Below are 24,635 nucleotides of genomic sequence, written 5' to 3'. Positions count from 1 at the left end.
ATTATTCAAAGGTTAATGGGTATTATATAAATTAGGGAAATTTGTGAGTAGATTAAGGAGGAGCAGCGTTGTTAGAAATAAAAACAAATGATTCAGAAATAACCGCCAAAATTGTTGTAGTTGGTGTTGGCGGAGGCGGAAATAACGCCGTAAACAGAATGATACAAGAGGGAATGAAGGGCGTTGAGTTTATATGCATAAATACAGATAAGCAGCATCTCTTAAATTGTAATTCTGCAACATGTCTGCAGATTGGAGAAAAATTAACAAAAGGACTTGGTGCCGGTGCTAATCCTGAGGTTGGCAAGGCAGCTGCTGAGGAAAATCGTGAAGATATAACAGAAATGATAAAAGGCGCAGATATGGTCTTTGTAACTTGCGGAATGGGTGGCGGAACAGGAACAGGAGCTGCTCCTGCTGTCGCAGAAATATCAAAAGAACTTGGTATACTTACAGTAGGAATTGTGACAAAACCATTTAAATTTGAAGCAAGAAGCCGTATGAATAATGCGATTGCAGGCATTGAGAATCTTAAAAACAGCGTAGATACTCTTATAGTTATACCTAATGATAAACTTTTGGAGATAGTTGACAGAAGAACATCTATGCAGGATGCGTTAAGCAAAGCTGATGAGGTGCTTCAGCAAGGTGTTCAGGGTATTACAGATCTTATCAATGTTCCGGGACTTATCAATCTTGACTTTGCAGATGTGCAGACAGTTATGAAAGATAAGGGAGTTGCTCACATCGGAATCGGAACAGGAACAGGCGATGACAAATGTCTTGAAGCTGTTAAGCAGGCTATATCAAGTCCTCTTCTTGAGACAACGATAGAGGGTGCATCAGATGTAATTATAAATATTGCAGGAGATGTAGGACTTTTAGAGGCAAGTGAAGCAGCATCGTACATAGAGGAGCTTACAGGAGAAAACAGCAATATTATATTTGGTGTAAGTGATGGAACAGGTGATGATTCTGTAAAGATAACTGTTATAGCTACAGGTCTTGATGAGGATAATACAGAACAGCAGGCACAGGCATCAAAGTCTCCTTCTTTTATCAGACAGACACAGACTCCTAAGACTAACTTTCCGACAAGAGAGGGGCAGATAGCATCACCGGCTAAGAAAGTTAATGCTCAGGCACCGGAGGATTTTGCAAAACAGCAGAATGTACAGTCAGTGACAAGACAGAGTGTACAGCCTCAGCCATCTGTTTCTTATACAAGAGGAAATGAAGATGGTGGAATTAAGATACCTGAATTTTTACAGAGAAAAAAGTAAAAGTATTATAGTGATAAAGAAAATCCGGACAGGTAGTTTTGTTCGGATTTTTCACTTTATTGTCGGTGTTTGCAGGATTGCGAAAGTTGCATAGCAATGAAGCAATCCGTGGCATTATTTGGATAGGAAAGAGAGAGTATGTATAGTCAGGAAGATTTAAAAAAATTGAGAGTTACAATGATGATAAAAGTTCTTCTTATATTTGGAGGAATTATTTTTATGCAGCTTATTGCATATATGCTTTGTGTGCTTGGATATGTTGCTTACGGAATGATGCGCGGCGGTGATTATGCAAGGCTGCTTGCGGAAGTGACAATATTAGGGCAGACTTCACAGACAAATATAATGTTAGCCATCTCGGCGGTCAGTGCCATATTATCGTTTATATGGTGTGGAGTGCTCTATATAAAATCAAGCTGGCGCAGTGAACATGTTGATTATGGACAGGTATTTTCGATAAAAAATGTATTATGCATTTTATGTATCGGAAGCGGATGCTGTATATTGTTAACTTTTTTGCTGAGTTTATTAACAGCGGTATTTCCGCAGGCTTTTCAAAATTACACAAAACTTATGTCTAATTTTGAGAGTGGGAATATGATTTTAACATTAGGTTATGCAGTTCTCATAGGACCTGTATCAGAGGAAATGATATTTAGAGGTGCAATTTTTGACAGGGTATATACGGCATTTCCGTTTTGGAAGGCGAACATTATTCAGGCGGTGTTGTTTGGTGTATATCATATGAATATTGTTCAGGGATTGTATGCTTTTTGTCTGGGAATGGTTTTAGGGATTATAGTTAAAGCTACCGGCAGTATATTGTGTTCTATGATTACACATATAACATTTAACGGTACAAGCTATCTGCTGCCTGTTATACTTGGAACAGGAGCAGCATGGGTTAATATAATAGTTTTGATAATTGCGTTGTTTTTGATCGCAGCGGGAATTTTTGGAATAAAGTTTTTAATGCGTTCCTTAAATTGATATGTTACAATTAACCATAATTATAAATTGTATAGGAAGGAAGATTAGATTATGAAGTGGTACGATGAAGCAGTATTTTATCATATATATCCATTGGGACTTTGTGGATGCAAAAAGGAAAATGATGGTGTACGGGAAGAACATTTTGAAAAACTCACCAAATGGGCAGAGCATGCAAAGAAAATTGGGTGCACAGCTATATATATAGGTCCTTTGTTTGAATCTGAGGGACATGGTTATGAGACAACAGATTACAGGAAAGTTGACTGCCGTCTTGGAACAAATGAAGATTTTAAAAAATATGTCAGATATTGTCATGAAAATGGTCTGCATGTGATTGTAGACGGTGTTTTTAATCATGTGGGAAGAACTTTTTTTGCTTTTCAGGATTTGCTTCAAAATCGCGAAAATTCAGTGTACAGAGATTGGTTCTGCAATGTGAATTTCGGAGGCAATAATGAGTATAATGACGGCTTTTCCTATGATAACTGGGGAGGCTACAATCTGTTAGTAAAGTTAAATCAGAGAAATCCGAAAGTTAAATCATATTTATTTGAATCAATAAAACTCTGGGTTGATGAGTTTGATATAGACGGCATACGTCTTGATGCTGCAGATGTACTTGATTTTGATTTTATGAAAGAACTCAGAAGTTTTACAAGAAATTTAAAAGAAGATTTCTGGCTTATGGGTGAAGTAATACATGGTGATTACAGCAGATGGGCAAACAGTGATATGCTTGACAGCGTTACAAATTATGAACTGCATAAAGGACTTTATTCAGGTCACAATGACCATAATTATTTCGAGATTGCCCATTCGGTAAAGAGACTTCTAGGAATATGCGGTGATACAAGATTGTACACATTTGTTGATAATCACGATGTTGAACGTATATATTCAAAGGTAAATAATAAAGAACATCTTTACAATATTTATATATTGCTGTACACTCTTTACGGCATTCCTTCCATTTATTATGGCTCAGAATTTGCGATTGAAGGAAAAAAAGAAAGTGGTTCTGACTGGAATCTTCGTCCTTGTCTTGAACTTGATGATTTTAAAGATGCATATGAAAATAATGCCATAACTAAATTGTGCATACAGTTAGGAAAGTTGAAAAAAGATTATACAGAACTTAGTGCGGGCGGATATGAGGAATTGCTGCTTACTAACAGACAATTTGCATATTCAAGAAATTATAATGGAAAAGTTATTGTCATAGCTCTGAATAATGATGATAATGAGACAGAGCTTACGATAAATCCTCATGTGGCATGCAATGAAGCAAAAATAATACTTGACGGAAGTGTTGAAGATAAAAATGAGAGCGTGGACTGTAGAGTTGAAAACGGAAATGTCATTGTAAAACTTCCGGCAAATTATGGAACTATAATAGAATTATCATAGTTACTGACCACTAAATTATAATAACATTAAAATGAAAGCTGAGGTAAACGACAGATGAATTACGATACAATAAAAGAGGAAATTAAAAATATTGATATTACATTGCCGCCGCCACAGGAAGAACCGGAAAGACAATATTATTTTATAAAAAAGATGCAGCACTGGATGGAAGAAAAAAAAGCAGAAAAGGGCAGAGAGCTTACATGCTGTGTAAATACATTCGGCTGCCAGATGAATGCGAGGGATTCGGAGAAGATAATAGGAATCCTCATGACCATAGGATATAAGGTTGTGGAGGATGAAGATGCTGACCTTGTCATATTTAACACATGTACTGTAAGAGAAAATGCAAATCTTAAAGTGTATGGACGGCTTGGACAGTTAAAGAAATATAAAAATAAAAATCCGGAAATGATTACAATGCTCTGCGGCTGCATGATGCAGGAGGAGAGCGTTGTTGAAAAAATAAAGAAAAGTTACAGAAATGTTGATGTTATATTTGGAACACATAATATATTTAAATTTGCTGAACTTCTCTCAATGAAAGTGCTTGACAGAGCTGACAACAAAAAAATGATAATTGATGTATGGAAAGATACGACGGAGATTGTTGAGGAACTTCCGGTTGAGAGAAAATATCATTTTAAGAGCGGCGTAAATATAATGTTTGGCTGCAACAACTTCTGCAGTTATTGTATTGTTCCATATGTAAGAGGAAGAGAGAGAAGCAGAGAACCTGAGGATATCATAGCTGAGATAGAATGTCTTGTAAAAGACGGCGTTGTCGAAATCATGCTTTTGGGACAGAATGTCAACTCTTACGGCAAGAATTTGGAAAATCCGATTTCATTTACTGAGCTTTTAAGAAGAGTTGAGAAGATAGATGGATTGAAGCGAATAAGATTTATGACATCGCATCCAAAGGATTTGTCGGATGAACTTATTGAGTATCTCGGTGAGTCGAAGAAAGTATGTAAGCAGATGCATCTTCCGCTTCAGTCAGGAAGTGACAGGCTTTTACAAAAAATGAACAGACATTACACAAAGGAAGGTTATCTTACACTGGTTGAAAAGATAAGAAAAGCTGTACCTGACATAGCACTTTCTACAGATATAATAGTTGGATTTCCGGGAGAGACGGAAGAGGATTTTGAAGAAACCATGGATGTGGTAGAAAAAGTTAAATATGACAGTGCGTTTACATTTATATACAGTAAGCGAACAGGGACACCGGCGGCTGCTATGGAAGAACAGATTGACGAGGCGGTTGTTAAAGAAAGATTTGACAGACTTTTAGCAAGAGTTCAGGATATTGCCGCTGAGAAAGCTGCTGCTGATACAGGCAAGGTTCAGGATGTTCTCGTCGAAGAGATAAATGACCATGACAGTTCACTTGTGACAGGAAGGACAAGCAAAAATTATCTTGTTCACTTTAAAGGAGACGAGTCACTTATAGGAAGTATAGTTTCTGTTAAATTATGTGAGAGCAAAGGATTTTATTATATAGGTGAAATGGTTAAATAGCAATTAAAAAAATATTGTTATAAAAAAGGAAATATAAATTTTGTGTCGAATAACTAACATAGAGGGTTTTAGCATTTGAAGTGCTTGACATATGTTAGTTATTTGTATGATGGGAGGTTTAATTGCTATGTATTATACAGAGGAACAGATTGAAGAAGTGCGTTCCAAGAGTGATATCGTCCAGATTATAGGGCGTTATGTAAATTTGAAACGAACAGGAAGCAGTTATGTCGGATTGTGTCCTTTTCATAGTGAGAAATCGCCATCATTTAACGTAAGTCCGTCAAGACAGATGTATAAGTGTTTTGGATGTGGTGTCGCAGGAAATGTAATAACATTTATCATGGAGTACGAGAATTATACTTTCCCGGAAGCTATGGAATTTTTGGCAGAGCAGGCAGGCGTTACTATTTCAAAAAGTGAACTGTCCCCTGAAATGAAAAGAGAAAAGAATTTAAGAACAGAGCTTGTACAGATAAATGCCAAAGCAGCATCATATTATTATGCCAAACTTAAGTCACCGGCGGGAAAGACAGGATATGAATATTTTTTGTCGAGAGGTTTATCGGAAGAAACCATAAGACATTTTGGTCTTGGATATGCCGGACAGGGCGGCAGTGAACTGTACCGGTATTTGAAAAACCAGGGGTATGCAGACCAGGTACTTAAGGAAACAGGGCTTTTTAAGATGGACGAGCGTGGTGTTTACGATAAGTTCTGGAACAGGGTTATGTTTCCAATAATGGATATCAACAACAGAGTTATAGGTTTTGGCGGCAGAGTTATGGGTGATGCCAAACCAAAATATCTTAATTCCCCGGAGACAAAGCTGTTTAATAAGAGTAAGAATTTGTTTGGATTAAATTATGCGAAACTTGGAAAAAAGAAAAATATAATTCTTTGTGAAGGTTATATGGATGTTATAGCCATGCATCAGGCAGGATTTACAAATGCCGTAGCATCACTTGGAACAGCGTTTACATCGGAACAGGCGGTTATTTTAAGAAGATATACCGATGAAGTTCTGCTGACTTATGACAGTGATCAGGCAGGTGTAAAAGCTGCACTTAGAGCCATTCCTATGCTTAGGGATGCAGGCATAAACGCACGAATTGTGCATATGGAACCTTACAAAGACCCTGATGAATTTATAAAGGGGCTTGGAAGTGAAGAATTTGAAAAGAGAATGGCTGAAGCGCAGAATGCTTTCCTGTTTGAGATAGATGTACTTAGAAAAAGTTATGATATAAGTGACCCTGAACAAAAAACGAAATTTGATCACGAAATGGCTGCAAAGCTGTTGGTTTTTGAAGATAAGGTTCAAAGGGATAATTATATCGAAACATTGTCTGCAAAGTATTCAATAAAAAAAGAAGATTTGCGTGGACTTGTCATAAAAAGTGCAAACAGAATTCCAGCTAATAAGGGAAACGCCAATGTCCACAGTGAAGGCTATAATAGAAATATAAAAAAAGTAAAGGAAAGCGGCATAGAACACTCGTATAAATTGCTGCTCTCATGGCTTGCGGATGAACCAAATCTTTTTGATGACGTGAGTAAAATTATAAATAAAGATGATTTTGAGGAAGAACCTTACAGAAAAGCTGCAGCTTTATTATATGAGCAGTTTGAGAACGGAGAAGTTATTCCGGCAAGGATAATAAATTATTTTGAAGAAGCAGATGAACAAAAAGCAATAGCAGATATATTTCAGACGACATTTAAAGTTAAAATGGAAAAAGATGACATGGAAAAGGCTTTAAATGAAATTGTATATAAAATAAAAAAATACAGTATAGACAAGAAACTGAAAAATATGACAGATATAAACAATCTTCAAAATTTGATGATTGAGAAAAATAAACTTCAGAATAGAGAGAAAATGCATATTTCTCTAAAAGATGGTTAGAGTATAAACGAAGTCATTATATGATGTAGAGACAAAATATTGTTTAGTGTCAGACAAGACATCATTGTTTAAAGTGACAGGTTTTTTACATAAAAGAAAGGATGGAACGATATGGCAACAGAGAAGAAACCGGCTAAGAGTACAGGAAAAAAATCTGCATCAAAAAAAGCAGAAGAAAGAAATATCGAGGAAGAAAAGAAGAAATTTCATGAAAAGCTGATTGCACTTAAAGAACTTGCAAAGAGCAAAAAGAATGTTTTGGAGCTTGGAGAAATCAACAATTTTCTTGCAGATATCCAGCTTGACGAAGAAAAAACCGAAAAGGTTATTGACCTGCTTGAGGCAAGTGGTGTCGACGTGCTTAGAATTTCAGATGATAAGGATGATGCCGATGATGATGCACTTATTCTTGAACTTGAGGAAAGCGGAGAAGTTCCGGATGAGGATGAAATTGAGAATATCGACCTTTCAGTGCCGGATGGTGTAAGTATTGATGACCCGGTTCGTATGTATTTAAAAGAGATAGGAAAAGTTCCGCTTCTTTCGGCTGACGAAGAGGTAGAGCTTGCACAGCGAATGGAAAAAGGTGATATAGAAGCTAAGAAAAAACTTGCCGAGGCAAACTTACGACTTGTTGTAAGTATTGCAAAACGCTATGTGGGAAGAGGAATGTTATTCCTCGACCTTATCCAGGAGGGTAATCTTGGTCTTATAAAGGCAGTTGAAAAGTTCGACTATAAAAAAGGATATAAATTCAGTACCTATGCAACATGGTGGATTCGTCAGGCGATAACGAGAGCAATTGCCGATCAGGCAAGAACAATCCGTATTCCGGTGCATATGGTTGAGACAATAAACAAATATGTGAGAGTTCAGAGACAGCTTTTGCAGGAACTTGGAAGGGAACCACAGCCTGAAGAGATTGCAAAGCAGATGAACATGCCTGTAGACAGAGTGCGTGAGATTCAGAAAATATCCCTTGAACCGGTTTCTCTTGAAACTCCTATCGGTGAGGAGGAAGACAGCCATCTTGGAGACTTTATCCAGGATGATAATGTTCCTGTACCGGCAGAGGCAGCAGCATTTACACTTCTTAGAGAGCAGCTTGACGAGGTGCTTGGAACTCTTACAGAAAGAGAACAGAAGGTTCTTAAACTTCGTTTTGGGCTTGAGGATGGAAGAGCGAGAACTCTTGAGGAAGTCGGAAAAGAGTTTAAGGTAACAAGAGAGCGTATACGTCAGATAGAAGCAAAAGCACTTAGAAAATTAAGACATCCAAGCCGCAGCCGCAAATTAAAGGATTATCTTGAGTAAGGTAAAGCTTTCAAAGAGACTTGAAGTGGTTGCATCATCCGTAGGTTCTGGCGGAACAGTCGCTGATATAGGATGTGACCACGGTTTTACTTCCATCTATCTGACTGAAAATAAAATGGCAAAATGCGGGATTGCCATGGATATAAACAAAGGTCCTTTAGAAAAGGCAAAAATTCATATAGAGCAGGCAGGTCTTAAAGATAAGATTGAAACAAGATTATCGAATGGTCTGGATAAACTTGAAATAGGGGAGGCAGATACGATTCTTATAAGCGGAATGGGCGGTGCACTGATAACAGAGATTCTTACAAAAGAAAAAGATAAGACTCTTAGTGCAAAGGAACTTGTTTTATCGCCTCAGTCAGAAATATATCTTGTAAGAAAATGTCTGCATGAACTTGGATTTTTCATTCAGTGTGAAAAAATGGTCTTTGATATGGGAAAATATTATGTGGTTATAAGAGCTTTGAGAAAAGATGTGTCAGTAAAATCAGAGCTTGGTTTGGAAAAATGCAGTGAAGTGTCCGATGCAGAAATGTATGACGAAGCAGATTATGTATACGGCAGGTATCTTATTGAAAATAAAGACAAAGTTTTTTGTGAATTTCTTGAAAAAGAAAGAAAACGCATGGAGAGAGTAATTGATGCATTAAAGAGAAACGGAATGTCAGAAACAGAAATTGGTAAACAAAAGATATTTTCTGAATATAATTTATTGAGGCAGACTTTGTTAAGAATGCATTGACATAAATAGGGGGACTATAATGGTTAAAGTTACTGTATGTGGTATAACTAAAGAATATAAAGACGGAATTACATATAGAGAGGTTTCAGAGGATTTCAGGGATAATTATAAATATGATATTATTTTAGCAAAAGAGGGCGCAAAACTGATTGAACTGAATAAGACAATAAAATCTGACTGTGAAATTGATTTTGTGGATGTTTCAGATTCAAACGGACATAAAACCTATGTAAGAGGTGTAAGTATTCTTATGCTTGATGCATTTTATTCCGTATGTGAAGGAATGCCGCTTGGGAATGTATTTATAAAATATATGATAGGTGACAGCTGTTATTGTGAGGCAGAGGGAATAGAAATAACGGATGAAATTTTGACAGAGATTGAAGAAAAAATGCATGAGCTTGTTGAAAGAGACATCAGGTTTGAAAAGCGTATAGTCAGCACCGCTGAAGCAATGGAGATTTTTGAAAAACATAAGATGTTTGACAAGAAAAAATTGTTTGAGTACAGGAGAGTATCTACTGCAAATATTTATTCACTTGACGGATTTGAGGACTATTACTATGGTTATATGCCGGCAAGTACAGGAATTCTCAAATATTTTACTATAGAAAAGTACAATGATGGTTTTATGGTAAATATGCCTAATAAAAATACGCCTGTTGAAGTGAAAAAGCATATTCCGAGTCCTAAGCTGTTTAAAACACTTCAGGAAGCAGGAAATTGGGGTAAAATGGTTGATGTAAGCACAGTGGGAGCGTTAAATGAGGTTATTGCAAACGGTGGAGCATCAAATCTTATTCTTGTTCAGGAAGCTTTGCAGGAAAAGAAAATAGCTAAGATAGCTGAAAAGATAGCTGAGGACAGCAGCAGAAAATTTGTTATGATAGCGGGACCGTCATCATCGGGCAAGACTTCGTTTTCACACAGATTAGCTATACAGCTTCGCACATTTGGCATAACACCACATCCTATATCACTTGATAATTATTTCAAGAACAGAGCTGATACACCGAAAGATGAAAATGGTAATTACGATTTTGAATGTCTTGAAGCAATAGATGTTGAACAGTTCAACAAAGATATGACTGCACTTTTGGCGGGAGAAACGGTTCAGATGCCTGTATTTAACTTCCTGACGGGACAGAGGGAATACAAAGGTGATTTTTTAAAGCTTGGCAGGGATGATATACTTGTACTTGAGGGCATTCACGGTTTAAATGATAAGCTTTCGTATTCACTTCCGAAAGAAAGCAAGTTTAAGATTTACATAAGTGCGCTTACACAGTTAAATATTGATGAACATAACAGAATTTCAACAACTGATGGCAGACTTATCAGAAGGATGGTAAGAGATGCAAGAACAAGGGGAGCATCCGCAGCAAAGACAATTTCAATGTGGCCTTCCGTAAGAAGGGGTGAAGACAAATACATATTCCCATTTCAGGAGGAAGCAGATGTTATGTTTAACTCGGCACTTATATATGAACTCGCTGTATTAAAGCCATATGCAGAGGCTGTTTTATTTGGAATACCAAAGGATGCACCGGAGTATATAGAAGCAAAGAGATTGTTAAAGTTTCTTGATTACTTCCTGACAGTAAGCAGTGAGGGGATACCTAAGAACTCACTTATGCGTGAGTTTGTTGGCGGCAGCGTTTTTAATGTTTAAATTTAGAATGTGTTTGCAAAACTAAATGTACATTGTGTATAATGCAAAGATATTGATAGTTTTGCAAATGCTTATCTAATATAGGATAAATGACAGAAAGGAAATGACTTGATATGGCAAAAATAATTGACGGAAAGAAGATTTCACAGGAAATAAAGGATGAGTTAAAGGAGAGAGTGGCTGCGCTTAAAGAAAAAGGTGTTGAGGTTACACTTGCTGTTATCCAGGTGGGCAGCAATCCGGCATCTACAGTTTATGTAGGAAACAAGAAGAAAGCATGTGCATATGTTGGAATAAAATCTTTGGCATATGAACTCCCTGAGGAGACGACAGAGGCAGAACTTCTTGAACTTGTGGAAAAATTAAATAAAGATGATTCAGTAAACGGCATTCTTGTACAGCTTCCACTTCCTAAACATATTGATGAAGATAAGGTTATAAAGACTATCTCACCTGAGAAAGATGTTGACGGATTTCATCCTGAGAGTGTCGGCAAATTGAGCATAGGGCAGAAAGGTTATGTTTCATGCACACCGGCAGGAATTATCCAGCTTTTAAAGCGTTCTGACATAGAAATTGACGGAAAAGAATGTGTTATCATAGGAAGAAGTAATATCGTAGGAAAACCTATGGCTATGCTTTTACTTAGAGAGAATGGAACAGTGACAATCACTCATTCCCATACAAAGGATTTAAAAGAAGTAACAAGACGTGCAGATATACTTATTGTTGCAATAGGCAGAACTAAATTTGTCACTGCAGATTATATAAAAGAAGGCGCTGTTGTAATTGATGTCGGAATGGACAGAGATGAAAACGGGAAACTTTGCGGTGATGTGGACTTTGCAGATGTTGAGCCTAAGGCGGGTGCGATTACTCCAGTTCCGGGCGGCGTAGGCCCTATGACTATCGCAATGCTTATGCACAATTGCGTGAGTTCAGTTGAAGAATAAATAAAAACAGAAAAGAGGAAAATTGTGAATATATATTTTGTATCACTGGGGTGTGATAAAAACCTTGTAGACAGCGAGATGATGATTACATCTCTTAGAAAAAACGGATTCGTGCTCACGGATGATATAGAAGAAGCGGATGTCATTGTTGTAAATACATGCTGCTTTATAGGAGATGCGAAAGAGGAAAGTATCAACACTCTTATAGAGATGGGCGGTTATAAGGATGGCAGATGTAAACTTTTAGTTGCAGCGGGATGTCTTGCCCAGAGGTATCACAATGAAATAAAGGAGGATATTCCGGAAGTTGACCTCATTGTCGGTACGATGGGATATGAGGACTTATCAGACAAGATAAATGAAGCTCTTGAGGGAACGGGAGTTTTGGAATCTTTAAAGGATATAGATTATCTTCCGACACCTCTTACGGACAGAGACAGCATGTCGGGCGGATATTACGCATACTTAAAGATTGCAGAGGGCTGTGACAAATGTTGTACTTATTGTGTTATCCCGAAAGTAAGGGGACATTACAGAAGTGTTCCTATGGATAATCTTATTGCACAGGCAAAACATCTTGTAAACAATGGAGCAAAAGAACTTATCCTCGTAGCGCAGGAGACAACTCTTTATGGAAAAGATATTTACGGAGAGAAGAGTCTTCCAAAACTTCTTGATGAGCTTTCGAAGATTGATGAGCTTAAATGGATAAGAATATTGTATTGTTATCCGGAGGAGATAACAGATGAGCTTATTGATGCCATAAAGAGAAATCCAAAAGTCTGCAATTATCTTGATATGCCTATCCAGCATGGTGCAGATGATGTACTTAGAAGAATGGGAAGATGGACAAACAGAGAGCAGATAGAAAACACTGTATCAAAACTGAGAAAAGAGATACCTGATATTGTGCTTAGGACTACTCTTATTACAGGTTTTCCGGGAGAGACAGAAGAAGATTTTGAACAGTTAAAAGAGTTTGTCGAAAAGATGCAGTTTGACAGACTCGGTGTATTTACTTATTCAAGGGAGGAAGATACGCCTGCTGCTGAGATGGTTGAACAGATAGAAGAAGAGATAAAGGCTTCAAGACGTGATGAGATAATGCAGATACAACAGGATATTGCTTTTGACAAGAGTAATTCCAGAGTGGGAGAAATATACGAGGTAATGATAGAAGGAAAACTGCCGGAAGAGGGAGTATATATAGCAAGAACATATATGGATGCCCCAGATGTTGACGGATATGTTTTCATTCAATCAGATTATAATTTTGATTCTGGAGATTTTGTTAAAGTTGAGATAACAAGGTCAGATGAATATGACCTTATTGGTGAAATTATAGATTAAGATACAGTACACTAGAAAGCTTCTAGATGAAAAATTTTGAGAGTGCACTGTATAAAAACGGAGGCTTAGTATGAATTTACCAAATAAAATAACGATGCTTAGAGTTATAATGATACCTTTTTTTGCGTTTTTTATGCTTACGGATATGGTTGAAGGTTCTAAGTATATTGCTGTTGCGATTTTTATAATAGCATCGCTTACTGACACACTGGATGGTTTTATCGCAAGAAAATATAATCTTGTATCAAACTTTGGAAAATTTATGGATCCACTTGCGGATAAATTGCTCGTAAGTACGGCACTTATATGTTTTGTGTCTGTTCCGGATAATCCTATGCCGGTATGGGGAGTCATAATTATAATAAGCAGGGAGTTTATAATAAGCGGTTTCAGACTTGTTGCTGCAAATGAAGGCATAGTCCTTGCAGCAAGCTGGTGGGGAAAAATAAAAACAACAGTGCAGATGGTGATGTCGGTATTTCTTATAGTTAATTTTGATGGAAAAGTTATAAATATTGTTGAGAATGTACTTATCTATGCTGCAATTTTATTGACGGTAATATCACTTGTCGATTATCTTGTAAAGAACTGGAATGTCCTTGATGATGGCAAGATGTAGCAGGGAAAGGCTGGCAAAAGATGAACAAAGTAATAGTTGTTGGCGGTGGGGCAGCAGGAATGATGGCTGCCATATCTGCCGCAGATTCAGGGGCAGAGGTTATTCTGATTGAAAAGAATGAGAAACTTGGAAAAAAAGTTTATATTACAGGTAAAGGAAGATGTAATATAACAAATGAAAGTGATGTTGAAAATCTCTTAAAAAATGTAAGGTCAAATCCTAAGTTTTTGTACAGTGCTTTCTATACATTTGACAGTTACAGGATGATGGATTTTTTGGAAGGCGAAGGCTTGAAGTTAAAAACAGAGAGAGGCAACAGGGTTTTTCCAGAGTCAGATAAGTCATCAGATGTTATAAAAACCTTAAAAAAAGCACTTGAAAAGAGAAAAGTAAAAATTGTATTAAATACAAAAGTATTGAACATTGAGATTAAAGACGGTATATGCCATGGTGTCATAGTGCAGTCCGGAGACAAGAGTGGAAGTTATACGGCAGATAAAGTTATTGTTGCGACAGGAGGCTGTTCTTATCAGTCAACAGGCTCAACAGGTGATGGTTACAGATTTGCAAAAGATGCAGATATAAAAGTTACAAAATGTTATCCTTCACTTGTTCCGTTTAATATCGATTCAGATATACCAAAAAGACTGCAGGGACTTTCCCTTAGAAATGTCAAAGTGACACTTTATGATAAAGGCAAAGTTTTGTATGAAGAACTTGGAGAAATGCTGTTTACACATTTTGGTGTCAGCGGTCCGCTTGTTTTAAGTGCAAGCACATTGGCATCCGGAAAAGATGTGTCACAGATGGAACTAAGCATTGACTTAAAACCCGCACTTTCTAAAGAACAGCTTGACGAGAGAATTTTGAGAGATTTTTCTGAAAACAGGAACAGTTATTTTAAGAACAGTCTGTCAAGACTTCTGCCGGCAAAGATGATACCGGTTATCGTTGAACTGTCGGAAATTGATGAAAAGAAACAGGTAAACAATATAACAAAAGAAGAAAGAAACAGGCTTGTCAATCTTTTAAAGGGACTTACATTTAAAGTTGAAAGTCTGCGTGGATTTAATGAGGCAATAATCACAAAGGGTGGTGTATCAGTTAAAGAGATAAATCCGGGAACAATGGAGGCAAAAAAGGTAAAAGGTCTTTTTTTTGCAGGAGAAGTCCTTGACCTTGATGCTGTAACAGGTGGTTATAATCTGCAGATAGCTTGGTCAACAGGGTATCTTGCCGGAATGGAAATATAAAATAATAAGTGAGAGTGAGGAAAGAGAATGTATAATATAGCAATAGATGGACCGGCAGGAGCCGGAAAAAGTACAATAGCTAAAAAGGCAGCAAAGAAACTTGACTTTATTTATGTCGATACGGGCGCAATGTATAGAGCTATTGCATTGTATTTTATTAGAAACGGAGTAGCCGCTGATGATGAAAAGACAATCAGTGAGAAATGCAGTGACATAAATGTGTCTATAGATTATGCAGACGGTGTACAACAGGTTATCTTAAATGGTGAAAACGTGAATGATTATATCAGAACAGAACAGGTGAGCATGATGACCTCAAGTGTTTCAAAATATCCTGCTGTAAGAGAAAAACTTTTAAATCTTCAGAGACAGCTTGCCACAGAGAAGAATGTAATAATGGATGGAAGAGATATAGGAACATGCGTGCTTCCTGATGCAAAGACAAAAATCTTCCTTACTGCAAGTGCCAGGGAGAGGGCAAGAAGAAGATATAAAGAACAGGTTGAAAGAGGAATTGAATGCGACATCAAACAGATAGAAAAAGATATAATTGCAAGAGATGAGCAGGACATGAACAGGGAGATAGCACCACTTAAACAGGCAGAAGATGCCGTGCTTATAGACTCATCTGACATGAGCATAGAACAGGTGGTTGATGCCATTATTGATGTTTTTGAAAAGACAAAGTAGGGAGCGATATGAGAGAAGTTACAACTGCAAAAAGCGCGGGTTTTTGTTTTGGTGTAAAACGTGCTGTTGATATGGTTTATGATGAGGCGAAAAAAGGTGAAAGAGTATATACACTTGGCCCGATTATTCATAATCAACAGGTAGTAGAAGATTTAGAAAAAAAAGGTGTAAAAGTCATAGATTCTGTCAATGATATAAATAACGGATATGATGCAACTGTCATAATACGTTCGCATGGTGTACCGGAAAAAGTTATAAAGGCACTTAGAGAAAAAAATGTGAATATAGTCGATGCAACATGCCCGTTTGTATTAAAGATACACAAAATAGTTAAAGAGGCATCACAAAACGGAAAAACCATAATTATAATAGGAAGCGACAATCATCCTGAGGTAGAAGGGATAAAAGGCTGGTGTGTCAATGAACCGGTTGTATTGGAAAGCGTTGAAGAAGCAGAAAATTATACTGTTGATGGCGAAAAAAAATTATGTGTTGTATCACAAACGACATTTAATTACAAGAAATTCAAAGATATAGTTGATATTTTATCTAAAAAGAGTTATGATATAGATGTTATGAATACAATTTGCAACGCTACCGAAGAGCGTCAGACAGAAGCGGTTACTATTGCGAGGCAATCCGACGCGATGTTAGTAATAGGTGGAAAACATAGTTCAAACACCCAGAAACTTTATGAAATTTGTAGAAAAGAGTGTGAGAACACATATTTTATACAGACACTTGATGACCTGGATTTGAAGCAACTTCAATCTTTTCGTAGCGTGGGTATTACTGCCGGGGCTTCAACCCCAAATAATATTATTAAGGAGGTTCAATCATATGTCAGAAATGAATAATGAATTTGAACAGTTATTGGAAGAATCATTAGTAACAATCCACAATGGAGAGATTGTAGAAGGGACAGTTATCAGCGTTAAGGAAGATGAAATCATCTTAAACATCGGCTATAAGGCTGACGGTATCATTACAAGAAATGAATACAGCAATCAGTCTGGCATCGACCTTAGAGAAGTTGTTAAAGAAGGTGACAAGATGAAAGCTAAAGTTCTTAAAGTAAACGATGGTGAGGGACAGGTTCTTCTCACATATAAGCGTTTAGCTATGGAACAGAGCAATGAGCATATCAAAGAAGCTTTTGAAAATCAGACTGTATTAAAAGCCACAGTTACAGATGTATTGACAGGTGGTTTAAGTGTAGTTGTTGAGGAAACAAAGGTATTTATTCCTGCGAGTCTTGTATCAGACACATATGAGAAAGACCTTTCAAAATATGCAGGACAGGAAATAGAGTTTGTTATCAGTGAGTTCAACCCTAAGAAGAGAAGAATCATCGGTGACAGAAAGCAGCTTTTAGTTGCAGAGAAGAAGAAACTTCAGGAAGAGTTATTCGCAAGAATCAATGTAGGAGATGTTGTTGAAGGTACGGTTAAGAACCTTACAGACTTCGGTGCATTCATCGATTTAGGCGGAGCAGACGGACTCCTTCATATTTCTGAAATGTCATGGGGACGTGTTGAGAACCCTAGAAAAGTATTCAATGTTGGAGATAAGACAAAAGTTCTTATCAAAGATATTAAAGATGACAAGATTGCACTCAGCCTTAAATTTGAGGATCAGAACCCTTGGTTAAATGCTGCTGATAAGTACAGCGTAGGTTCTGTAGTTACAGGCAAAGTCGCAAGAATGGCAGATTTCGGTGCATTTATCGAGCTTGAGCCGGGCGTTGACGCATTACTTCATGTCTCACAGATTTCAAAAGAGCATGTTGACAAGCCATCAGATGCATTGAAGGTTGGACAGGAGATTGAAGCAAAAGTAGTTGACTTTAACCCTGATGATCACAAGATAAGCTTAAGCATTAAAGCTCTCTTAAATGATAACGAGTCAGAAGAAGAGGAAGAAGTTACAGAGTAAAAGCTCTGCTGGATTGCATAAATGTGTAAATGAAATTGTCAGCAAAGCTGATACATGTTTTGCAATAAGAACGCAGGATGTTCTTAAATACGCCAATCCGGTTATTCGGATTGGCGTATTTTAATATAAAGGAGGGATGGAAATTGGGAGATTATGAAAAGTTCAAAGAAAAAGTATATCAGCTCACAAAGATAGACTTGAGCAGTTACAAAGAAAGACAGATGAAAAGGCGTATTGATTCATTGATAACAAAAAACAAGATAAAGAGTTATGATGAATATATTGAAGCAATAAAACAAGATAAAAAGATGCTTGATGATTTTGTAACATATCTGACAATCAATGTTTCTGAGTTTTACCGTAACCCTGAACAGTGGAAACTTTTGGAAAATGAAATTTTACCATATCTTTTTGAATTTTTCGGTAATGACCTTAAAATATGGAGTGCGGCATGTTCTACGGGAGATGAGCCATACACACTCGTAATGTTACTGTCGAAGTTTATTCCTTTAAACAAGATTAAAGTCATCGCCACCGATTTAGACAGGGTTGTACTTGAAAAAGCACAGGTAGGAATTTACGATGAAAAGAGTCTTAAGGGACTTCCAAAAGAGTACATAACAAAGTATTTTACTAAAGTAGGAACAAGAAGTTATCAAATTTCAGATGAAATAAAGAAGCGCGTTGAATTTAAACAGCACAACCTGCTTAAAGATACCTATCCTACAGGCTGCAATATGATTGTCTGCAGAAATGTTATGATTTATTTTACAGAGGAAGCGAAAGCGGAAATATACAAGAAATTTAATGCGTCCCTTAAAAATGACGGTATTTTGTTCGTGGGAAGTACAGAACAGATTATATCGCCGGGAGAATCAGGATTTTCAACATATAAATCATTTTTCTATAAAAAGGCAGCTCATTAGTGGGCTGCTTTTAATCTTGCACAATTGTGAGTTTTTTAGTAAAATGGAGGTTGTGTATATAAGTATGGACGAAAATAAATGCAATATGAGGTGAAATATGAGTGATATTATTAAGGTAGTTGTTGATGCCATGGGTGGAGATAATGCTCCGCAGGCACCTATAAAAGGTGCAATTGATGCAGTCAATGAAAATGATAAGATACATGTTGTATTAGTTGGAAGAACTGATGACATCAATACAGAACTTGCAAAATATAAATATGATAAGGAACGTGTGACAATTGTACACGCTGATGATGTTATCGGATTTGATGAACCTCCGGTAATGGCGATAAGAAAAAAGAAAAAATCTTCAATCGTTGTCGGAATGAATCTTGTGAAGCATGGCGAGGCAGATGCATTTGTATCGGCAGGAAGTACAGGAGCCATACTTGTTGGCGGTCAGTTTGTTGTGGGTAGAATCAAAGGCGTAGAGCGTTCGCCTCTCGCACCGCTTATTCCTACAGCAAAAGGACCAGCACTCCTGATTGACTGTGGTGCCAATGTGGACGCAAGAGCATCACATCTTGTTCAATTTGCAAAGATGGGTTCGATATATATGGAGAGAATTGTCGGAATAGAAAAACCGCGTGTTGCCATCGTAAATATCGGTGCTGAGGAAGAAAAAGGAAATATGCTCGTAAAAGAAACATATCCTTTACTTAAGGAATGTAAGGATATCAATTTTATTGGAAGTATCGAGGCGAGAGATATTCCTAAAGGGGATGCTGATGTTATAGTATGTGAAGCATTTGTAGGAAATGTAATATTAAAATTATACGAGGGTCTTGCATCAACACTTCTTGGAAAAGTAAAAGAAGGACTTATGTCAAGCCTTAGAAGTAAAATAGGTGCGCTTCTTATCAAACCGGCACTCAAATCAACACTTAAACAGTTTGATACATCAGATCAGGGTGGAGCTCCGCTTCTTGGTCTTAACGGTCTTGTTGTAAAAGCACATGGAAGTTCGTCAAGTGTGGAAATCACACAGGCAATAAGACAGTGCATACAGTTCAATGAAGAAAAGATAAATGAAAAAATAAAAGAAAATCTTATTATTGAATAGGTGGTGCAATATGGAATTTCAAAAACTTCAAAAAATAATTGCAGAGGTTTTGAGTATTGATGATACAGATATTGTCCAGGAAATGAGTTTTATTGATGACCTTGGAGCAGACTCTCTTGAGCTTTTTCAAATATTGATGGGAGTTGAAAAAGAGTTTGACATATCAATAGATGAAGAGACATTAAAAGACGTTATTACGGTTGGTGATTTGTTGGAAATTATCTGTTAAGAAAAGCATCGTATAAAAACGAAGAATGTTAGGAGTGTGCCTGATGAAACAGGAAAAATTATTAGAGTTTCAGAAAAAAACAGGATATGAGTTTAAAAATACGGATTTGCTAATAACAGCACTTACGCATAGTTCATATTCAAATGAAAACAGATTGAAAAAATACATGTGTAATGAAAGACTTGAGTTTTTAGGAGATGCCGTGTTGGAATTGATATCAAGTGAGCAGATATACAAAGAAAATCCGACAAAACCTGAGGGAGACATGACAAGAATAAGAGCAAGCTGGGTATGTGAGCCTACACTTGCCTTATGTGCGAGAGATATAGACCTCGGAGATTATGTTATGCTTGGCAGGGGTGAAGATTTGACAGGAGGAAGAGAGAGAGACTCCATATTGTCAGATACGCTTGAGGCAACAATAGGTGCAGTCTATCTTGATGGGGGATTTGAGAAAGCAAGAGAGTATATTAACAGGCATATATTAAATGATATAGAGAAGAAAAAACTTTTTTATGACAGCAAAACCATATTGCAGGAAATAGTTCAGGGTGAGCATCTTGATATGGAATATGAGCTTATAAAGGAGGAAGGACCGGATCACAATAAATCATTTACAGTTGCTGTAAACATAGGCGGGGAAAGATTTACGACGGCTGCCGGCAGAACAAAGAAAAAGGCAGAACAGTCTGCTGCATATCAGGCTATACTTAAGCTTCACAAATAATTAATCAGGAGAACATCGGATGTATTTAAAAAGTTTAGAAGTACATGGTTTTAAATCATTTGCAAACAAGTTGATATTTGAATTTCATGACGGAATAACCGCAATTGTAGGGCCAAACGGCAGTGGAAAAAGTAATGTAGCCGATGCAGTCAGATGGGTGCTTGGAGAGCAGAGTGCAAAGCAGCTTCGTGGTGCGAAAATGGAGGACGTTATTTTTGCGGGAACACAGATGAGAAAACCACTTGGTTTTGCATATGTAGCCATTACTATAAGCAATGAGGATCACAAATTAAATGTTCCATATGAAGAAGTTAAGATAGCAAGAAGAGTTTACAGGTCAGGAGAGAGTGAATACCTGTTAAATGGAACAGCATGCAGACTTAAAGATGTTCAGGAACTTTTATTTGACACAGGTATAGGAAAAGAAGGATATTCTATAATCGGTCAGGGTCAGATAGACAAGATATTAAGCGGAAAGCCTGAGGAAAGACGTGAACTTTTTGACGAGGCAGCCGGAATTGTCAAATACAAGAGAAGAAAAGCAAGTGCACAAAAGAATCTTGAGGAAGAGAGACATAATCTAGAGAGAATAGAGGATATTCTTTCCGAGATAGAAAAACAGGTAGGTCCGTTGGAGAAACAGGCGGGAAAAGCAAGACAGTATCTTATGCTTCGTGATGAGTTACGAACACAGGATGTAAATATGTTCCTTATAGAATATGACCGTATTCATGATGAAGTAAAAGAGTTTGAACAAAAACAGGAGATTGCTGAGAACGATTTAAAAAATGCCAACACCGAGCATGAAAAAAGCAGGGCAGAGTATGAAAAGTTACAGGAAAAACTAGATGATAAAATAAAAAGTATCGAGACTCATAAAGAAAATTTAAATACAACAAGAGTTTTATTAAATAATTGTGAGGCGGATATAAGGCTTTTAAATGAAAAAATCCGTGGTATAAAACAGAGTGAAAGTCATTATAAGGAGGTCATAGACGATTATCAGCTCAGAATAAAAAAATATGACCTGGAATACAGCCAATATGTCCGGCAGAGAGAAGATAATAACAAAAAGATAGAGCGGGTAAATGCTTTGTTACTGGAAAATAAGAAAAATATCGAGGTTCATAAAAATAAAATATCCGATATTGAAAAGTTTATAGGGAAAGTACAGGGACAAAAACTTGCAAGCATAAATGCAGCTGCTGATGTAAAGAGTGAAGAGTTAAAATACAAAACTTTACTCGAACAAAATAATATAAAGAGAGCAGAACTCAATAAGAGGATACTTCAAAACAAAACGGAAAATTCAGTTCTTACTGAAAATATGATAACTCATAAGAAAGCATATGATGAGATAACCGAAAAAATAGATGCTTTAGATGTTGCAGGAATATCGCTTCAAAATACGTTAAATGAGCTTACTAAACAAAATCAGAATGTACAGAAAGAGCATAGCGATATTCAGCAAAAATATCATATGGAAAATTCAAGGCTCAATTCATTGAAAAATATGACTGAGCGATATGAGGGATTTGGACAGAGCATAAAACATGTTATGGAAAGAAAAGGTGATACACCGGGAATAATAGGTGTAGTTGCCGACATCATACGTGTAAAAAAAGAATATGAGATTGCCGTTGAGACTGCACTTGGAGGAAATATACAAAACATTGTAACGGACAATGAGCAGACAGCAAAAAAAATGATAGAGTATCTGAAAAAGAACAGGTATGGAAGGGCAACATTTCTGCCTCTTACAAATATTCATAAGAGAGCAGCAAACAATGCCGTAAATATTATGTCTGAAAAGGGTGTTATCGGGATGGCATCAGAACTTGTCTTTGCAGAAGAAAAATACAATGAACTTGTAAATTATCTTCTTGGCAGATTTGTAGTCGTTGATAACATAGACAATGCTATTGCGCTTGCCGCAAAATATCACCATACACTAAGGATTGTTACTACTGAGGGAGAGCTTCTTAATCCGGGCGGTTCTATGTCAGGTGGTGCATTTAAAAATAATAATAATCTTCTTGGAAGGCGCAGGCAGATAAGCCAGCTTGAAGAAGATGTGTCAAAATTAAAGACTGAGCTTGAAAAAACGCTGCATCTGATCGAAAAAAGCAGAGATGAAATTGCTAAGTTCAGGGAAAAAATCGGTGCCAATGATAAATTAAGGCAGGATTTTGTGTTGAAGCAGAATACGGCAAAGATAGGATATGAGCGTGCGTCAGCGGATTTAAAGAAGAGCGAAGAACAGCTTGAACTTATCAGGATTGAAGGAATGAGAATAGAAGATGATAAGGAAAAGTTAAAAAGCACGATGGATAATATCACTAAAGCATTGCTTAAAAGTGAAGATGAGTCCAAAAAATTTGATGATGAGATAAATAGACATCAGACAGAACTTGACAGTGTAAAAAAACAACTGGAAGACTTAGAAAACAAAGAATCAGATTATACGCTTGAACTTACTTCACTTACACAGAGCATTGGATTTATTGATGAGAACGTAGACCGTATTGAGCAGGGCAAAAAGATTATTGAGAAGCAATTGGAGGAGACTGCAGAAAACAGCAAAAATATTGACAGTCAGATAGACGAGAAAAAAGAAGAAATAATAAAAACAGAAAATACAATAAAAGAAAAAAGAAAAGAAACAGAGAGATTAGAACACCAAATAGAAGAAGAAAATTTGGAAAAAGAAGAACTCTCACAAAAAAATAAAGCTTTTCTTGACAAAAGAGAGGAATTGTCAAAAAATATAAATGAGCTCAAAATGGAATGTTTCAGACTTTCAGGAAGAAAGGAAAAACTGACAGAAAGCATTGACAATTATACAAATTATATGTGGGAACAGTATGAACTTACATATCACAGTGCACTCTCGCTTAAAACACAGACTGAACTTACTATACCTGGTATGAAAGCAAAAATAAGTGAGATAAAGAAACAGATAAAATCACTTGGTTCAGTAAATGTAAATGCTGTTGAACAGTATAAGGAAGTTTCAGAAAGGTATGAACTTCTTACAACGCAGCACGATGATTTGATAGAGGCTGCTAAAGTTCTTGAAAAAATTATTGAAGAACTTGACATAGAGATGAGAAAACAGTTTGAAGAACAGTTTTCAGAAATAAGAAACAGATTTGATAAAGTCTTTAAGGAATTGTTTGGTGGCGGAAGAGGTACACTTGAACTGATGGAAGATGAGGATATTCTCACGGCGGGCATTAAGATAATCGCTCAGCCGCCGGGAAAGAAATTGCAAAACATGATGCAGCTTTCAGGTGGTGAGAAAGCACTTACAGCAATAGCACTTTTGTTTGCAATACAGAGTTTGAAACCCTCACCGTTCTGTCTACTTGACGAGATAGAGGCGGCACTCGATGATTCAAATGTAGGAAGATATGCAGATTATCTTCATAAGCTTACCAAGGATACGCAGTTTATTGTTATCACTCACAGAAGGGGAACAATGAATGCAGCCGATATTCTTTACGGAATTACGATGCAGGAAAAAGGTGTTTCGACACTTGTGTCAGTAAGTCTGCTCGATGAGAAAGATATAGCCAATTAAATAATATAATGCAAGGGTCAAAAATACCTTTTTGCACCAACATCATAATATAAAACGGAGGAATTATGTGGGAAAGTATAAAGAATAAATTTAAAAGAAAAAAACATGTTGAAGAAGTGGAAGAAGCTGTTGTAAATGAAGAAGAACAGGCCGAAGAAAAAACAGAAGATGAATCTCAAATGAGAGATGTTCGGTTAGAAGAACATACAGATGAAAGTACGGAAAGCAAAGATACAGACGATTCTGAAACAGAGGAGAAAAATTTACAGGAAATTAAACCAGATGATATTTCAGATGATGCCAAAGAAAAGGAAGAGACAGTTTCTGAAAATTTAAAAAATGATGAAGAAGTTATTTATGAAACTTCAGAAAAGGAAAAAGAGACTGCTTCAGAGATTTTAGAAAGTGAAGAAGCTGC

Annotated in this window: 20 protein-coding genes; all 20 read left to right on the top strand. The window is 36.8% G+C overall.

Features of this window, described 5'->3' with window-relative positions; genetic code table 11:
* Positions 1–68 precede the first annotated feature (68 nt).
* The 20 genes from ftsZ to smc all read left to right on the top strand — a co-directional run bounded on the left by ftsZ (position 69) and on the right by smc (position 24,217).
* Positions 69–1,283, top strand: a complete 1,215-nt coding sequence (gene ftsZ, locus ACZLXV_RS08190; RefSeq protein WP_022225380.1) for a cell division protein FtsZ — start codon at positions 69–71, stop codon at positions 1,281–1,283.
* Between the two features lie 138 nt (positions 1,284–1,421).
* Complete coding sequence (locus ACZLXV_RS08185; protein ID WP_022225381.1) at positions 1,422–2,273, top strand: CPBP family intramembrane glutamic endopeptidase; 852 nt, start codon at positions 1,422–1,424, stop codon at positions 2,271–2,273.
* 51 nt (positions 2,274–2,324) lie between these two features.
* Positions 2,325–3,683, top strand: a complete 1,359-nt coding sequence (locus ACZLXV_RS08180; RefSeq protein WP_482383076.1) for an alpha-amylase family glycosyl hydrolase — start codon at positions 2,325–2,327, stop codon at positions 3,681–3,683.
* Positions 3,684–3,737: 54 nt separating this feature from the next.
* Positions 3,738–5,207 carry a tRNA (N6-isopentenyl adenosine(37)-C2)-methylthiotransferase MiaB gene (gene miaB / locus ACZLXV_RS08175; protein WP_482383075.1) on the top strand — a complete coding sequence of 490 codons (1,470 nt, stop codon included), beginning with the start codon at positions 3,738–3,740 and terminating at the stop codon, positions 5,205–5,207.
* 127 nt (positions 5,208–5,334) lie between these two features.
* Positions 5,335–7,116 carry a DNA primase gene (dnaG, locus tag ACZLXV_RS08170; RefSeq protein WP_022225386.1) on the top strand — a complete coding sequence of 594 codons (1,782 nt, stop codon included), beginning with the start codon at positions 5,335–5,337 and terminating at the stop codon, positions 7,114–7,116.
* Between the two features lie 111 nt (positions 7,117–7,227).
* Positions 7,228–8,430 carry an RNA polymerase sigma factor RpoD gene (rpoD, locus tag ACZLXV_RS08165; protein WP_022225387.1) on the top strand — a complete coding sequence of 401 codons (1,203 nt, stop codon included), beginning with the start codon at positions 7,228–7,230 and terminating at the stop codon, positions 8,428–8,430.
* On the top strand, positions 8,423–9,175 hold the full coding sequence (locus ACZLXV_RS08160; RefSeq protein ID WP_482383074.1) for a tRNA (adenine(22)-N(1))-methyltransferase: 753 nt from the start codon (positions 8,423–8,425) through the stop codon (positions 9,173–9,175). The genes rpoD and ACZLXV_RS08160 overlap by 8 nt, the downstream gene beginning before the upstream one ends.
* A 19-nt stretch (positions 9,176–9,194) precedes the next feature.
* Positions 9,195–10,847, top strand: coding sequence for a nucleoside kinase (locus ACZLXV_RS08155; RefSeq protein WP_022225389.1), 1,653 nt, complete (start codon positions 9,195–9,197; stop codon positions 10,845–10,847).
* Between the two features lie 113 nt (positions 10,848–10,960).
* Complete coding sequence (folD, locus tag ACZLXV_RS08150; protein WP_367334933.1) at positions 10,961–11,800, top strand: bifunctional methylenetetrahydrofolate dehydrogenase/methenyltetrahydrofolate cyclohydrolase FolD; 840 nt, start codon at positions 10,961–10,963, stop codon at positions 11,798–11,800.
* 24 nt (positions 11,801–11,824) lie between these two features.
* A complete protein-coding gene (rimO, locus tag ACZLXV_RS08145; RefSeq protein WP_482383073.1) occupies positions 11,825–13,150 on the top strand; it encodes a 30S ribosomal protein S12 methylthiotransferase RimO in 1,326 nt (441 codons plus the stop codon).
* Positions 13,151–13,220: 70 nt separating this feature from the next.
* Positions 13,221–13,769: a CDP-diacylglycerol--glycerol-3-phosphate 3-phosphatidyltransferase gene (gene pgsA, locus ACZLXV_RS08140; RefSeq protein ID WP_482383072.1), complete on the top strand. Its 549-nt coding sequence runs from the start codon at positions 13,221–13,223 to the stop codon at positions 13,767–13,769.
* Positions 13,770–13,789: 20 nt separating this feature from the next.
* A complete protein-coding gene (locus tag ACZLXV_RS08135) occupies positions 13,790–15,022 on the top strand; it encodes a BaiN/RdsA family NAD(P)/FAD-dependent oxidoreductase (RefSeq protein WP_482383071.1) in 1,233 nt (410 codons plus the stop codon).
* A 27-nt stretch (positions 15,023–15,049) separates the two neighbouring features.
* Positions 15,050–15,712, top strand: a complete 663-nt coding sequence (cmk, locus tag ACZLXV_RS08130) for a (d)CMP kinase (RefSeq protein ID WP_022225394.1) — start codon at positions 15,050–15,052, stop codon at positions 15,710–15,712.
* Between the two features lie 8 nt (positions 15,713–15,720).
* On the top strand, positions 15,721–16,569 hold the full coding sequence (gene ispH / locus ACZLXV_RS08125; RefSeq protein ID WP_482383070.1) for a 4-hydroxy-3-methylbut-2-enyl diphosphate reductase: 849 nt from the start codon (positions 15,721–15,723) through the stop codon (positions 16,567–16,569).
* Positions 16,553–17,647, top strand: a complete 1,095-nt coding sequence (gene rpsA / locus ACZLXV_RS08120) for a 30S ribosomal protein S1 (RefSeq protein WP_022225396.1) — start codon at positions 16,553–16,555, stop codon at positions 17,645–17,647. Before ispH ends, rpsA begins: the two co-directional genes overlap by 17 nt.
* 143 nt (positions 17,648–17,790) lie before the next feature.
* On the top strand, positions 17,791–18,573 hold the full coding sequence (locus ACZLXV_RS08115) for a CheR family methyltransferase (protein WP_022225397.1): 783 nt from the start codon (positions 17,791–17,793) through the stop codon (positions 18,571–18,573).
* 97 nt (positions 18,574–18,670) lie between these two features.
* Positions 18,671–19,678: a phosphate acyltransferase PlsX gene (gene plsX / locus ACZLXV_RS08110; protein WP_482383069.1), complete on the top strand. Its 1,008-nt coding sequence runs from the start codon at positions 18,671–18,673 to the stop codon at positions 19,676–19,678.
* A 10-nt stretch (positions 19,679–19,688) separates the two neighbouring features.
* Positions 19,689–19,907, top strand: a complete 219-nt coding sequence (locus tag ACZLXV_RS08105) for an acyl carrier protein (protein ID WP_022225400.1) — start codon at positions 19,689–19,691, stop codon at positions 19,905–19,907.
* A 43-nt stretch (positions 19,908–19,950) separates the two neighbouring features.
* Entirely contained in the window at positions 19,951–20,634 is a 684-nt protein-coding gene (gene rnc, locus ACZLXV_RS08100) for a ribonuclease III (RefSeq protein WP_482383068.1), read from the top strand.
* Positions 20,635–20,653: 19 nt separating this feature from the next.
* Positions 20,654–24,217 (top strand): chromosome segregation protein SMC, encoded by a 3,564-nt coding sequence (smc, locus tag ACZLXV_RS08095; RefSeq protein ID WP_482383067.1) that lies wholly within the window; start codon positions 20,654–20,656, stop codon positions 24,215–24,217.
* Positions 24,218–24,635 lie beyond the last annotated feature (418 nt).

This window comes from Butyribacter sp. (assembly GCF_056818865.1).
This window is presented reverse-complemented; position numbering and strand designations above follow the sequence as displayed.

What these genes read in the sequence shown, in the direction of transcription:
- ACZLXV_RS08185 (WP_022225381.1), top strand. Translation starts at nt 1,422, where the DNA reads ATGTATAGTCAGGAAGATTTAAAAAAATTGAGAGTTACAATGATGATA.
- ACZLXV_RS08180 (WP_482383076.1), top strand. Translation starts at nt 2,325, where the DNA reads ATGAAGTGGTACGATGAAGCAGTATTTTATCATATATATCCATTGGGA.
- miaB (WP_482383075.1), top strand. Translation starts at nt 3,738, where the DNA reads ATGAATTACGATACAATAAAAGAGGAAATTAAAAATATTGATATTACA.
- dnaG (WP_022225386.1), top strand. Translation starts at nt 5,335, where the DNA reads ATGTATTATACAGAGGAACAGATTGAAGAAGTGCGTTCCAAGAGTGAT.
- rpoD (WP_022225387.1), top strand. Translation starts at nt 7,228, where the DNA reads ATGGCAACAGAGAAGAAACCGGCTAAGAGTACAGGAAAAAAATCTGCA.
- ACZLXV_RS08155 (WP_022225389.1), top strand. Translation starts at nt 9,195, where the DNA reads ATGGTTAAAGTTACTGTATGTGGTATAACTAAAGAATATAAAGACGGA.
- folD (WP_367334933.1), top strand. Translation starts at nt 10,961, where the DNA reads ATGGCAAAAATAATTGACGGAAAGAAGATTTCACAGGAAATAAAGGAT.
- pgsA (WP_482383072.1), top strand. Translation starts at nt 13,221, where the DNA reads ATGAATTTACCAAATAAAATAACGATGCTTAGAGTTATAATGATACCT.
- ACZLXV_RS08135 (WP_482383071.1), top strand. Translation starts at nt 13,790, where the DNA reads ATGAACAAAGTAATAGTTGTTGGCGGTGGGGCAGCAGGAATGATGGCT.
- cmk (WP_022225394.1), top strand. Translation starts at nt 15,050, where the DNA reads ATGTATAATATAGCAATAGATGGACCGGCAGGAGCCGGAAAAAGTACA.
- ispH (WP_482383070.1), top strand. Translation starts at nt 15,721, where the DNA reads ATGAGAGAAGTTACAACTGCAAAAAGCGCGGGTTTTTGTTTTGGTGTA.
- rpsA (WP_022225396.1), top strand. Translation starts at nt 16,553, where the DNA reads ATGTCAGAAATGAATAATGAATTTGAACAGTTATTGGAAGAATCATTA.
- plsX (WP_482383069.1), top strand. Translation starts at nt 18,671, where the DNA reads ATGAGTGATATTATTAAGGTAGTTGTTGATGCCATGGGTGGAGATAAT.
- ACZLXV_RS08105 (WP_022225400.1), top strand. Translation starts at nt 19,689, where the DNA reads ATGGAATTTCAAAAACTTCAAAAAATAATTGCAGAGGTTTTGAGTATT.
- rnc (WP_482383068.1), top strand. Translation starts at nt 19,951, where the DNA reads ATGAAACAGGAAAAATTATTAGAGTTTCAGAAAAAAACAGGATATGAG.
- smc (WP_482383067.1), top strand. Translation starts at nt 20,654, where the DNA reads ATGTATTTAAAAAGTTTAGAAGTACATGGTTTTAAATCATTTGCAAAC.